This is a genomic window from Micromonospora tarensis (genome assembly GCF_016803395.1).
In the GTDB taxonomy this organism is placed as follows: domain Bacteria; phylum Actinomycetota; class Actinomycetes; order Mycobacteriales; family Micromonosporaceae; genus Micromonospora; species Micromonospora tarensis.
Genome location: NZ_JAEVHL010000050.1, coordinates 1 through 12,954, shown reverse-complemented (window position 1 = coordinate 12,954; position 12,954 = coordinate 1). Strand labels below are relative to the sequence as shown.

The following is a 12,954-nucleotide window of genomic DNA, read 5'->3' as shown; positions in this document are numbered from 1 at the left end:
CACCCTCCCCGGCGGAGAGTACACCGAGTGAGATCACCAACCCCGCGTACGGCCTGCTCAGGGCTGCGGTCCCTCGCGTCAACAGCGCGAGGGACCGGGCCGGAGTCAGGAGCCGAGGCCGGCGGCCCGGGCCATGTGGTCGGCGTACCAGCTCGGCCAGTCCGGGTCCTCGTGACCGAGTTCCGCCTCGTGCCGGCCGTGCGCCACAGCGGCGTCGCGCAGAGCCTGTTCCACCTCGGGCACCGAGCCGTAGACAACGTGGGTGACACGTCCCGGGTGCCGCGCGGTGACCTCTTGGAGCACGAACCCGTTGCCGTCCGGGTCGCTGAACGACGCGAACGAGCTGTACGACCTCCGAGCAGGCTGAGGGCCGTTCACCCGGTGCCGCGCGCCGGCGTGGTGGAACACGCCACCGGCGTCGTGGAAGACCTCGCTCACCTCGATCCCACGGGCGACCAGCACCGCCCGGGCGGCGACGACATCATCCACCACGAGGTGTACGCCCTGCACCGATCCCGGCGCGGCGTCGGACACTCCCTCCCCGATGATCAGCGAGGAGGCCGAGCCGGGCGGGGTGAAGTGCACGACGCGGAAGCCGTCCGGGGCGACATAGTCCACGTCCTGCCGGAAACCGACCTTCTGGTAGAAATCCCTGGCCCGATCTACGTCCGAGACCGGCAGGACGATGACCTCGAGCTTGAAATCCACGATCTCCACTCCTCCGCTGCGCAGGATGCCCGTTCGACGTCCGGTCCTCACCGTCGCGCACCGGGCTCAGGTGTCGCCCCAGGGAGAACCCCTGGCCGACACCCTGGCCCTCACCAGCCCGGCGCGATCGTGGCCGCGCGGAGGAATTCGGCGACGGCGGTACCGGTGATCGTCACACGGCCGATCGGAGGCCAGTGCCTGCGCCAGGGTGCCTCCCTGGGGCGATCGAGTGGCCGAGCCGGGAGAGTCGTCCGGGTAACCGACAAGACCGGCAGAAAGCTGACACTCGGATGTCTCCCCTCCTTCGCATCTACCTCGTCCGTGGCCTCGTCGCGATCGGCTGGGCCGCCGGATTCTCGGCCGTCAGCGACTCGCTCACCGCCGTCACCGTCGTTCTTCTGATCGCCTACCCACTCATCGACGTGGTGGCCTCGCTGCTCGACGCCCGCGAGGATCCCGGTACCCCGGCCCGTAAGTTGCAGATCTTCAACACCACGCTCAGCGCCCTGGCGGCGCTCGCCCTCGGGCTGGGGGCCGTCAGCGGGATCGGCGCCGTGCTCTACACCTTCGGCGTCTGGGCGATCGTCTCCGGCGTGGCCCAGTTCACCGTCGCCGTCCGCCGCAACAGTCCGGAACTCGGCCGCCAGTGGCCGATGCTGATCGCGGGCTCTCTCTCGGTCATCGCCGGTGCGACGTACCTGCCCGCCGCCCTCGGCGCGGAACCGAGCCTCGGCATGCTGGTCCTCTACACCGCGGCCGGCGGTGTCTTCTTCGTCCTGCAGGCCGCGACCCTGGCCTGGCGGCTCCGCCGACGAACCGTTCGGGCCTGATCGACTGATCGACGCCGTGGTGGTGGAGCCCACCTGCCACCACGGCCCGCTGCAAGCTAGCGGGGGTAGGCGACCGCCGCCGCTACCCCCGCCTGCTCCACTAACCGACCGATGGCGACCGAGGCGGCCACCCGAGCACCTCGCCGAGCGGTACCAGCAGTTCTTCGACTGGCCATCGCCGCCTCCCACAGGCTGAGCGCCTTCCTCACCCGTGCTCCCTACACACATCTGGTGATGATCGTCGGCGTGGTCACCACCGCAGCCGGATTCGGCCTCGTCAGGCACGAGTCAGCAGTCCGCGTACCGCCAGCATGGGTCGCCGTCATCCCCGGCGGGCCCCGCGCTCTTCCTACTCGGCCGGGCCGCATTCGATTACGAGGTACTCGGCCGCATCTCACCCTCGCGCCACGGCGGACTACTGGCACTGCTCGCAATCGCTCCCGGCGTCATCTTCCTACCACCGGTGTTTACCGCTCGGCGCCGCTCTGGTGCTCGCGGGTGTGGCCATCACCGACACCCGGCGCGGCTGGGTCCGCCAACCCGAGGCACCCCTGCCACCCCATTGACCCATCGACCGTCAGCGGCACCGGCCGACGCCCCGTCCCGACGGGGGACGCGGTGTTGAGGACGTGCAGGAGCGCGATGGCGTCGATGGCCATGGCCGCCGGCTGGGCGTTGCGCGTGGCGTCGCTGGAGCGCAACCGCGTCGTGCCGTAAACCCCGCAGGTGCGGCTCGATGACCCGGTAACCGGCGGCCGTCGGCAAGGGCACGACGTCGGCAATGCTGTGAATGTCATAGGGCCAGCCATGCAGGGGCAAAACGACACCCGCGATGCTGCACCGTGACTCTCGCGCCTCAATAGCGAATCTCGAGGGGCGGCCCCGGATGTCAGTCCGGGGCCGCCGTGTTGATTCGATTCGATTCACGCCGCGACATGGCGGCACTTCGCCGCCCTGGTGTTGTCGCGGCCGCTATGGCGGGTCACCGCGGGTAGTGGTGGATGTTGCTGGTGGTCTTGCCGTCTACGGACGTGGCTGGGAGGGTCTCCGGGGCGTGGCCCTTTTCCACCCAGTTGACCAGGGCGTCGAGGTCGGCGCCCGGGTTGACCAGCGGACCGGTGCTGAAGAGCGGCGTTCCGCAGTGGTCGACGCCGGGCAGCAGGAAGAGGCGGTAGAAGTTGTCGACGCGCTTGTTACCACCGAGGGTGGCGTAGACGTGCTTGCGGTAGTCGACAGTGCCCTGGGTCGGGATCAGCTGGTCTGATTGGCCGTGCCAGGTGAGCAGCTTGCCGCCGGCCTTGGCGAAGGTCGACAGGTTCGGGTTGTTGTTGGCGATGATGGCGTCGTACTGCTTGGTCGCCGAGGTGAAGAGCTGCGTGAACGTCTTGTAGGTGAGCGTGGTGCTGTCAAACGACGGGTTCTTCGTCACGAAGTACTTGACCCACTGGTCGGGAACCTGGAAGGGCGCGCCGGGGTTGGCGATGAAGTTGAACGCGGAGCCCTTGTTCTGGCCGTACCAGAGCTTCTTGCCCGACGGTGAGACCGGGCCGGCCCAGATCTTGTCGACCGCGTCGGCGACCGCCTTGGTGATGGTGATTTCCTCGCCTTCACAGACGACCTTCTTGCCGACCAGGCGACGGGCGTCCCACTTGCAGTCCTGCGGGTTGTGGATGACGCCGTCAGTGACGCCGTCGAGGGGGTCGCAGGCAGTGACTGCAGCGGTGTTGAAGGCGGCCAGTTCGCACTGCGACGGGGCGACCTTCTCTTCGTTGTAGACGGCCTGCGACCACAGCGTGGCGATCTCGAAGCGGTTCCACTCGATCGCCGGCGCGTTCGCGAGGATGCCCTGGAAGTCCGTCGGGTAGTTCTGTGCCTCCGAGTAGCCTTGGCGGCCACCGGTCGAGCAGCCGGTGAAGTACGAGTACTTCACCGTGCGCTGGTAGAACTTGTTGGCCACGTCCTTGCCGATGACCGCCATGTCGTGCACCGAGCGGGAGGCGAAGTTGGTCAGCAGGCCGGTGTTGATCTTTCCGTCGGTGAGCCCCCAGCTGGCGTCGAGGCCGGTCTTGACGCCAGCGTCGGTGGCCGCGCCGACATATCCGCCCTTGACCGCGCTGATCAGCGGGACGCTCAGATCGCTGAGGTCGCCGGCGGAGTAAGCGCTGCCGCCGGTGGCCTGGAAACGTCCGTTCCAGTTCATCGCATCCTGGGGGAGCGAGACCTTGATGGTGACGGTGTCATTCGCGCCCGGATGGGTCACGACGACGTTGATGTCGCACCAGGCAGGCACGGCGTTGATCGGCGGATTCTGCGGGAGCCCCGGGGTGGAGGGGAACGTGAAGTCGCCGCCGGGCTTGGAGACAGCCTTGACCGACACCACCGACGTGCCAAACGGCGCGGAAACGGGAACGGCGGCGCAGGCGGTGGCGGCCGTCGTGCCGCGTCGCGGGTAGCGGCGTTGACAGCCACGGGCGTGAGGGAGGCCGCCAGTGGTACTGCCGCGGCCATCAGAATCATCAAGCGTCGTTTCATACTCAAAACCCTCACCTAACCGGGACGACCTGACCCCAGGGTGAGGCACTGGTGTGCACCCTGGCCGAGGACCCGAGGCACGCGCGCGCTCCGTGACGGCGCGCGGGATGGCCCAGTTCCCGTGGCCGGGCTGCTTCCCGACCCGGTCCACCGAGGCATTGGTGAGTGGCTGAGCATTGTGTCTGCAGGGCACGACCTGCATGGGATCCGGGCCGCGCGACCTTGAGCGGGACCCGGCACGCTGTTCGGCTGAGGGACCGGACGCGCGAGGCTCGACAACCCAGTGCGGTGCCGGGCAATGCTCGACACGCCATCGTGCTGCTCCATGCGCCCAACGACAGCGACGCGTCGACGGGCAGTCGCACCGAGGCCGCCGTTCGTGTGCAAAGCCGGTGTGCGACCTGAGTTCAGCTGGCGTTGCCATCCGAGACCGGGGCTGCCCACCGGTACCGCGATGGGCTGGTCGGCTCGTACTCCGGGTGTTGGGTGGGCAGCAGCCCCACCTGCTCGATCACCGACGGAGGTGGAAGCCGGGGTCGGGGTGGGCTGGCCGCAGTGCTGCTCGGCTCGGTCAGCCAACAGCTCATCCAGCACGCCAACTGCTCGGTCGCCGTCGTGCGGAAACGCTGACGCGGAGGGTGATCAGCCGGACGTCCTGCGACGACCGGCGCGGGTGGGACGCGGCGCGGTGCCGGCCGCGACGAAGAAGGGCAGGGCGACCATCAGGCGGCCGGCCGCAGCCCGGTCCCGTTGGTCGGTCAACCATACGGTGGCCTGCTCAGCGGTCACGGCGCCGGCCTCGCGAGCGGCCGTTGCGAGCCCGGTGAGCATGTGCACCAGCGGTGCCTCGGTGAACACGACCGTCCGGGCCTCCAGCGACACCGCCGTGAAGCCGGCCGCGAGGAGCAGGTCACGGTAGCTACGAGCGACCCGGGGGTGGGGGATCGTGTCGGCGCGGGCCTGGACGATGCGGCGGGTGAGGACGCCGTCTGACGAGTCGATGATGAGGGCGTCCCAGTCCTGTCCGAGCAGCACTGCACGTCCACCGGGGCGCAGGACCCGGCGGGCTTCCCGGACCGCGGCGATCGGCTCGGCCACCTGGTGCAGGACCTTGTCGGCACGGTAACCGGCCATGCTGGCGCTCCGGATGGGTAGGCACTCCCCGGTGCCGCTCAGCAGGTCCGCGAACGGGTAGCGGGTACGGGCGACGGCCAGCATGTCCTCGTCCGGATCGACGCCGATGGCGTGGAACCCCGCCCCGGTCAGTTCCGCGACGGCCCGCCCGGTGCCGCTGCCGACGTCCACCACGGCGTCGGCGGGCTCCAGACCCAGCAGTCCGTAGGAGTACCGCCGCAACTCGGCGATTGCCGGATGGTGCTCGACGGCGTCCAGCCGGGCCGCCACAGCGGGTGCGCCATCGGCGGGTTCCAAAATTTTCTCGAGCTCTGCCATGCTGGCAGCATGGGTCTTCAGGTCGACGTGAGGTCAAGGTCTGCCGGGTTGCCCATCGGTGTGGTTGCCACGCGTTTCGGCCTCGCCCCGCACGTCCTGCGCCACTGGGAGGCGACCGGCCTGCTGCGACCGGCCCGATCCGCCGACGGACGGCGGCGCTACGACAGCCAGGAGATGACCCGCGTCGCGGTCATCCTGCGGGCCAAAGCGGCCGGGCTGAGTCTGAACGAGATCCGTCGCGTGCTCGCGGCTGACCCGGTGGCGCGGCGGCGGATCCTCGAACGGCAGCGCGTCCTGCTCGCCGAGCGAATCGCACAGGACCAAGCCCGGCTCGCCGTGCTCGACTGCGCCGTGGCCTGTGCTCACGAGGATGTCGCCGACTGCCCGCACGTTCGCCAGGTGACCTCCGACGGCGCAGCTGCCGGGCCGTGACGGGCACCCTGGGCAGCCACTTCCACCGCCGATCGGTGCGTCTAGCGCAGCGCCGGCAGGCACCGTGACGATCCGGCGTCGGCGGCCACCCGGCGTACCGCGTCCACCAGGTTGGTGACGTGGCGGAAGCCGGTCCGAATCCGGCACCGGATCCCGTCGATCAGCAACCGACGAGGCCACCTCACCGGATGGCCACGAGCTGCCACGGTCGGCCGGGTTTGGAGCGTCGATCGTCGTCCTACCGCACCCCCTTAACGTCCAGAGAGGCGGGAGCCCATCCACCTAGGATGCTGTACGGGTTGTGCCCTTCAGCCGGTGGGGACCCTACTGGCCCCTGACCTGCGGGGGCACAAGCTTTGCGATCACCGCGCGGTCAGGTAGCCATCGGCCGTCGGCTACTCAGGCGGCGTCCCATAGCAATCCCGATAACCATTCGCGCCCTGCCCGGTCATGAGTTTGCAGTCCGCGTCGCCGAGCCGGACGAAGCCAGAGCCGCAGCATGACCGGGCTTGCCGCGTGACCGCAGCAGCCCGACGCCGACACCTCACGGGGGCGGCCAGGCAAGCGGGCCGGGTACCATCTGCCTGTCGGGTCGAGAGGCGCTGCGACGGGCGGAGCCCGCCACGCTCGGCCTTCGTTTCTTCCTCAAGGGCGCCTCCGAACTTCGGAGGCGGCTACTTTGAGCGCGTTATCGAGCCAGAAGAGCACTGCTTCGTCGCTGCGGCAGTTGATGTCGCAGCGTGTTCTGGTGTTGGACGGTGCCTGGGGAACGATGTTGCAGGGCGCGAAGCTCACCGCCGCGGACTATCGAGGCGACCTGATTGTCGATCATCCGCGGGACGTCAGCGGTGATCCCGACCTGCTCAACCTCACCCGGCCGGACGTCATTCTGGACGTACACCGGCGGTATCTGGCCGCCGGCGCTGACATCACCACCACCAATACCTTCACGGCGACGAGTATCGGCCAGGCCGACTACGGGCTCCAGTCACTGGTGCGTGAGATGAACGTTCAGGGTGCGCGGCTGGCCCGGCAGGCGGCGGACGAGTTCGGTGGCCGGTTCGTGGCCGGCTCGGTCGGGCCGCTGAACGTGACGCTGTCGCTGTCTCCCCGGGTCGAGGACCCGGCGTATCGCGCCGTCGACTTCGACGAAGTGCGCGCGGCGTACGCGGAGCAGATCTCGGCCCTGGCTGAGGGCGGTGTCGACCTGCTTCTGATCGAGACGATCTTCGACACGTTGAACGCGAAAGCCGCAATCGCCGCAGCCCGTGAGGTCGCGCCGCAACTGCCGCTGTGGATCTCCGTGACCATCGTCGACCTCAGCGGCCGGACCCTGTCGGGGCAGACCGTGGAGGCTTTCTGGCGCTCGATAGAGCGGGCCGATCCGCTGGTCGTCGGCGTGAACTGCTCGCTGGGCGCGGCCGAGATGCGCCCGCACGTCGAGGAGCTTTCCAAGATCGCCGGAACCTACGTGGCGTGTCACCCCAACGCCGGTCTGCCGAACGCTTTCGGCGGCTACGACCAGACGCCGGAGGAGACCGCCGGCCTGCTCGGCGAGTTTGCCGCGTCCGGCTTGCTCAACATCGCCGGGGGCTGCTGCGGCACCTCACCGGAGCACATCGCCCGGGTCGTCGCCGCCGTGGCCGGCGCACCGCCACGGACGGTTGCCGCCCTGCCGGAAACCACCCGGTTCAGTGGGTTGGAGCCGTTCGCTATCGGACCGGACACCGGGTTCGTGATGATCGGTGAGCGCACCAACGTCACCGGCTCGGCCAAGTTCCGCCGGCTCATCGAATCGGACAACTATCAGGGCGCGGTCGACGTGGCCCTGGAGCAGGTGCGCGGCGGCGCCAACCTGCTCGACGTCAACATGGACGCCGACCTGCTCGACAGTGAGCGCGCCATGACGACCTTCCTCAACCTCATCGCCACCGAGCCCGAGGTCGCCCGGATCCCCGTAATGATCGACAGCTCGAAGTGGACGGTTCTCGAGGCTGGCCTCAAGTGCGTGCAGGGCAAGGGCGTGGTCAACTCGATCAGCCTCAAGGAGGGCGCGGAGCCATTCCTGGCTCAGGCCCGCCGGATCCGCGATTACGGCGCCGGCGTGGTGGTGATGGCCTTCGACGAACAGGGCCAGGCCGACACCACCGAGCGCAAGGTGTCCATCTGCGGGCGAGCCTACGATCTGCTCGTGGAGCAGGCCGGGTTCGCGCCGGAGGACATCATCTTCGACCCGAACGTCCTCGCCGTCGCCACCGGCATCGCCGAGCACAACGGATACGCGAAGGCGTTCATCGACGCCCTCCCGCTGATCAAGGCGCGCTGCCCGGGTGCCCGCACCAGCGGCGGTATCTCCAACCTGTCATTCTCCTTCCGCGGCAACGACGTGGTTCGGGAGGCCATGCATTCGGCGTTCCTGTTGCACGCGGTCCGCGCCGGGCTGGACATGGGCATCGTCAACGCCGGCCAGCTCGCCGTGTACGCCGACATCCCCGCCGACCTCGTCGAACTCGTCGAGGACGTGATCTTCGACCGGCGTCCGGACGCCACCGAGCGCCTGGTGATCTTTGCGTCGACCGTCACCGGTTCCGGCACCAAGCGCGAGGTCGACCTGTCCTGGCGGGAGGCGCCGGTGACCGAGCGGCTGTCGTACGCGCTGGTTCACGGCATCGTCGACTTCATCGAGCAGGACACGGAGGAGGCCCGGCAGGGCCTCGCCCGACCCCTCGACGTCATCGAGGGTCCGCTGATGGACGGGATGAAAATCGTCGGCGACCTGTTCGGCGCCGGCAAGATGTTCCTCCCGCAGGTGGTCAAGAGCGCCCGGGTGATGAAGCGCTCGGTCGCCTACCTCGAACCGTTCATGGAGGCCGAGAAGGAGCAGGCCCGCCTGGAGGGGCGGATCGACCCGGGCCGCGGACAGGGCAAGGTCGTGCTGGCGACCGTGAAGGGCGATGTGCACGACATCGGCAAGAACATCGTCGGCGTGGTCCTGGGCTGCAACAACTACGAGGTCATCGACCTGGGCGTGATGGTTCCCGCCGGCCGGATCCTGGACACGGCCGTCGCCGAGGGCGCTCACGCCATCGGCCTGTCCGGCCTGATCACGCCATCGCTGGACGAGATGGTCACAGTCGGTGCCGAGATGCGGCGCCGCGGCCTCAAGCTGCCCCTGCTGATCGGCGGGGCCACGACCTCGCGTCAACACACCGCCGTCCGCATCGCCCCCTCGTACGACGGCACAACCGTGCACGTGCTCGACGCGTCCCGGGTCGTCGGCGTGGTCTCCGACCTGCTCGACGATGGCCGCGCCCGCGAGCTGGACCGCACCAACCGCGTCGAGCAGGAGCAGCTGCGCGAGGCGCATGCCAACCGGCACTCCCAGCCGATGCTCGGCTTGGCTGAGGCCCGCGACAACCGCGAGGAGGTCGACTTCAGCGACCTGCCGATCCCGGCCTTCACCGGCCGGCGCACGGTCCAGCCCACCCTGCCCGAGCTGCGCGAGATGATCGACTGGCAGTTCCTGTTTCTGGCCTGGGAACTCAAGGGCAAGTTCCCGGCGATCCTGGATCAGCCGGTCGCCCGCGAGCTCTACGCCGACGCCAACACCCTGTTGGACAAGATCACGAAGGACGACCTGTTCCAGGCCCGGGGCGTCTACGGCTTCTGGCCGGCGCACTCCGAGGGCGACGACATTGTCCTCGGCAACGGGGTGCGCCTGCCGATGCTGCGCCAGCAGACGGTCAAACCGGCCGGCCGCGGCAACCGCTGCCTGGCCGACTACGTGGCCCCCGGCGGCGACCACCTGGGCGGCTTCGCCGTGACCATCCACGGCGCCGACTCCCTGGCCGCGCAGTACGAGGCCCAGCACGACGACTACCGCGCGATCATGGTCAAGGCGCTGGCCGACCGGCTTGCCGAGGCATTCGCCGAGTACATCCACCTGAAGGCCCGCCGTGACTGGTTCGAGCCAGACGCCGAGCCGGACCTCGCCGACCTGCACGCCGAACGCTTCCGGGGCATCCGACCGGCGCTCGGCTACCCGGCCAGCCCGGACCACAGCGAGAAGCAGGAACTGTTCGACCTGCTGAAGGCCGCCGAGCTCGGCATCGGCCTGACGGAGTCCTTCGCGATGACACCGGCCGCCAGCGTCAGCGGGCTGATCTTCGCCCATCCGGCGGCGAAGTACTTCACAGTGGGCCGTATCGGTAAGGACCAGATCGAAGACTACGCCGCCCGCCGCGCCATGATCGTCGCCGACGTCGAGCGGTGGCTGCGACCCAATCTGGCCTATGAACCGTCCTGAGCCATGGTCCGGCTAGGGCGTGTCCTGCCGATCTTGTAGGGGAGTGCGGATCTAACTCGACACTCCCCACTGATCGCTCACAGTTGGGCGACGAGGCGCAGACCTCGATCGGCCATCAGCGGCCTAAGTTCCTCCCAGCTAAACGTCATCCGGAAGATTCCGCACGGCGGTGGTATCAGGCCCCCCTTGGCGAATCCGATGACGAGTCCGTCGGGAGTCACCGCGAACTTCGCGTACGTGTCGGAAGCGTTCCACTGCTGGGCGGAGGCGTAGTCGGGATCCCAGGAACCTTTGATGCACTCATCGTCCGAGTGCGGCAGGCGTCGTCGTACGAGATCGCTCAGCGCATCCGATGCCGCCGTCGGACTGGGGAACAAATCGGTGATCTTGACCTCAGCGGCTTGTGGGACGGTGAGTGTGGTGGCGAGCCAGTAGTCAGTGACGAATCCTTCTACGGATTCGGCGGAGACGGGCGCGAGGATACTGACCAAGGCACTGTTGGTGTGAACGACGGCGTTTCGCGACGAGCGTTGGTGATAGGTGATCGCGGACCCGGCGGGGAGGGACAGTCTGGTGGCCACGGTGGCGGGATCGTGTGTGAAGAGCGTGGCGAGTGCTTTATTGGTGGCCTCCAGTCCGTCGATGCCGGTGACCTGAAGGTAATCCGCGTCGGCTTTCGTGTCGGGCAGGTCCGGTAGGGAGGAGAAGGTGCGGTGCAGGGGCACGGCAACTTTGGCGGGCGTGTCCGAAGCAGCGGGGCTCTTCTCGGCCATCGCGTCTGAAGGGGCTCCCGTGCAGGACGCTGCGAGGAGAGCAAGCCCGATTGATACGACCGTCCGAGCGGCGGCTTTCAGCTCAGCCGCAGACACTTCGGTCACCGTTCTGAAGCTTAAGGTACTCCGGGCCGCTCAGGCGTTTCCGAGGCTCTCCGCATTGCCACAGGTTCGCGATGAACACATCCGAATACTTGTCGGATGACACTGTTCCGGTCACGGCGTACGGGCGGTTTCCTGGGGCGCTGACCATCACTTCGCCACGGTGGCCGTCGGCCAAGTACTCGACGGCCAGCCGCCAGCGGCAATAGGGGCCGCTGGTCGTAGCGCTGACGACCACGACGTTCTTCTCCTTGCGGGGAAGACTGATCTTCTTCAGATCGAAGAATGGCTTGCCGGCGTCGCCGCTACCGTCGTTGATCAGCAGTCGGGGGTTGGGCCGGTCAATGGCGACAGTGAGGGGAATCTTGTCGGTGGCCCCGGAGGGAGTGTTCTCCACGAGGACTCCCGCGACTGCTGGCGCGCAGCGGCCGTCCTCCAGGACCGGCCGGATGTTGACGATTTCCACGACCTCGGTCCTTGTGCCCTGGAACGTGATCTGCCAGTACGAAGTCCCTACGTCCACGGCGCCTTGGTCGTTGAGCCACCGCTGGGTGGGCATATCACTGCGTGACCGGTCCCAATCCTGCAACGCGCTGTCAGACGGTGACTGGGGCAAGACGAAGCTGCGGGCGACGTCAACGACGCGGCTCTGATCCACCACGATGAGGGGCGATGGCTGGGCGGCGCGTTCTGCGACCGCCTCGGGCGCAGCCCTCTCTCCGAGGAACGCCTTGGCCATGTCGGTGCCGTAGGTCGTGATCACAGCGCCGACCATGGTCAGGCAGACGGTGATCACCCAGGTGATCGGTTTCTTCCACCATGGCACCGGCGTTGGAGTCTCCAAGGCCACCGGCTGGCTTCTGAGAACTGGGCCGGGTTGTCGGTTACGGACCCGCTCTCGCTTCCGCCGCGCCACGTCGCCTCCTTCGTCACCCGGTGCATCGTCGCAGCGACATGTCGACTTCGGAACGAAAGCGTCATGTAGTTGACTGCGTGCAGATGGCACTCGGCCCGGGTGAGCATTCGGCCGGTCTGCCGCAGCGCGGTTAGCGATGCGGGCTGCTCACTCACCCTCATCGGGGTCGCGCGGTTCGCCTAGGGTCTGTTATGTCGATCCTGGAAGCCAGATGACGGCAGCGATAAGGACCAGGCTGGCCCGGTAGAGCGATGCGCGTTTGGCGTAGCGGGTGGCCAGGTCGCGCCACTGTTTGAGCCGGTTGAAGCAGCCTTCCACGACATTGCGCTTCTTGTAGATCACTTTGTCCAAGGCTGGTGGTCGTCCGCCGGCGCTGCCCTTGGCGACCCGGCGGGCGACCTGGTCGGATCGTTCAGGGATGACGTGGCGGATGCCGCGTTGTCGCAACGTTCGGCGAGTCGAGTCGTGGGCATAGCCCTTATCCGCGATCAGCACCTCGGGGCGCTTGCGGGGCCGTCCGGGCCCGGGCTTGTTGAGGCAGATCGCGTCCAGCAGCGCCAACAGTTGCGCGTTGTCGCCGGCCTGGCCTGGGGTGAACAGGATCGACAACGGGCGGCCGCGTCCGTCGACGGCGAGGTGAAACTTCGTGCTCAGCCTCCGCGGGATCGGCCGATTGCCTCGCCATCTTGCGCACCAGGCGTCGCCGGACTTGTTGGGGAGCCCTTTTTGCGGGCGCCAGGGGCATGCTGGTGCGCCCGCACGATCGATGAGTTGATGCTGATCGCAAGATCGACAGGGCCCGCTCTAGGTGTGCTGTCCAGGGAGGTTGGTCGAGGTTGTGTGACGACACGCTCTGATGTCGTAGGTAGGTGAAGGCCTCCGGTTGTGGAGTGGAGCTGTCTA

General features: G+C 67.9%; 10 protein-coding genes and 1 pseudogene. 4 read left to right on the top strand and 7 right to left on the bottom strand.

The window, feature by feature from the left end:
* Positions 1-105: 105 nt before the first annotated feature.
* A complete protein-coding gene (locus JM949_RS13095) occupies positions 106-708 on the bottom strand; it encodes a VOC family protein (RefSeq protein WP_203148762.1) in 603 nt (200 codons plus the stop codon).
* Between the two features lie 290 nt (positions 709-998).
* Between JM949_RS13095 and JM949_RS13090 the strand changes: the two genes are divergently transcribed.
* On the top strand, positions 999-1,538 hold the full coding sequence (locus JM949_RS13090; RefSeq protein WP_203148761.1) for a DUF308 domain-containing protein: 540 nt from the start codon (positions 999-1,001) through the stop codon (positions 1,536-1,538).
* Positions 1,539-2,520: 982 nt separating this feature from the next.
* On the opposite strand, the gene JM949_RS13085 is transcribed toward JM949_RS13090, so the two are convergent.
* A complete protein-coding gene (locus JM949_RS13085; protein WP_203148758.1) occupies positions 2,521-3,915 on the bottom strand; it encodes a tannase/feruloyl esterase family alpha/beta hydrolase in 1,395 nt (464 codons plus the stop codon).
* 680 nt (positions 3,916-4,595) lie between these two features.
* Here JM949_RS13085 and JM949_RS36950 point away from each other — a divergent pair.
* A pseudogene (locus tag JM949_RS36950) lies at positions 4,596-4,700 on the top strand (universal stress protein); the annotation flags it as partial.
* Positions 4,701-4,712: 12 nt separating this feature from the next.
* Here JM949_RS36950 and JM949_RS13075 read toward each other — a convergent pair.
* Positions 4,713-5,522 (bottom strand): methyltransferase domain-containing protein, encoded by an 810-nt coding sequence (locus JM949_RS13075; RefSeq protein ID WP_203148756.1) that lies wholly within the window; start codon positions 5,520-5,522, stop codon positions 4,713-4,715.
* A gap of 9 nt (positions 5,523-5,531) precedes the next feature.
* On the opposite strand from JM949_RS13075, the gene JM949_RS13070 reads away from it, so the two are divergent.
* The gene (locus JM949_RS13070; RefSeq protein WP_203148754.1) at positions 5,532-5,954 is read left to right on the top strand and encodes a helix-turn-helix domain-containing protein; all 423 of its coding nucleotides are present in this window, start codon (positions 5,532-5,534) and stop codon (positions 5,952-5,954) included.
* A gap of 41 nt (positions 5,955-5,995) precedes the next feature.
* On the opposite strand, the gene JM949_RS38555 is transcribed toward JM949_RS13070, so the two are convergent.
* On the bottom strand, positions 5,996-6,121 hold the full coding sequence (locus tag JM949_RS38555; protein ID WP_255545583.1) for a hypothetical protein: 126 nt from the start codon (positions 6,119-6,121) through the stop codon (positions 5,996-5,998).
* A 512-nt stretch (positions 6,122-6,633) separates the two neighbouring features.
* Here JM949_RS38555 and metH point away from each other — a divergent pair.
* A complete protein-coding gene (gene metH, locus JM949_RS13065) occupies positions 6,634-10,260 on the top strand; it encodes a methionine synthase (RefSeq protein ID WP_255545582.1) in 3,627 nt (1,208 codons plus the stop codon).
* 77 nt (positions 10,261-10,337) lie between these two features.
* On the opposite strand, the gene JM949_RS13060 is transcribed toward metH, so the two are convergent.
* The 3 genes from JM949_RS13060 to JM949_RS13050 all read right to left on the bottom strand — a co-directional run bounded on the left by JM949_RS13060 (position 10,338) and on the right by JM949_RS13050 (position 12,819).
* The gene (locus JM949_RS13060) at positions 10,338-11,033 is read right to left on the bottom strand and encodes an RsiV family protein (protein ID WP_203148750.1); all 696 of its coding nucleotides are present in this window, start codon (positions 11,031-11,033) and stop codon (positions 10,338-10,340) included.
* Between the two features lie 82 nt (positions 11,034-11,115).
* Positions 11,116-11,985, bottom strand: coding sequence for a hypothetical protein (locus JM949_RS13055; protein WP_203148748.1), 870 nt, complete (start codon positions 11,983-11,985; stop codon positions 11,116-11,118).
* A 255-nt stretch (positions 11,986-12,240) separates the two neighbouring features.
* Positions 12,241-12,819: an IS5 family transposase gene (locus tag JM949_RS13050; RefSeq protein WP_407664760.1), complete on the bottom strand. Its 579-nt coding sequence runs from the start codon at positions 12,817-12,819 to the stop codon at positions 12,241-12,243.
* Between the last annotated feature and the right edge of the window lie 135 nt (positions 12,820-12,954).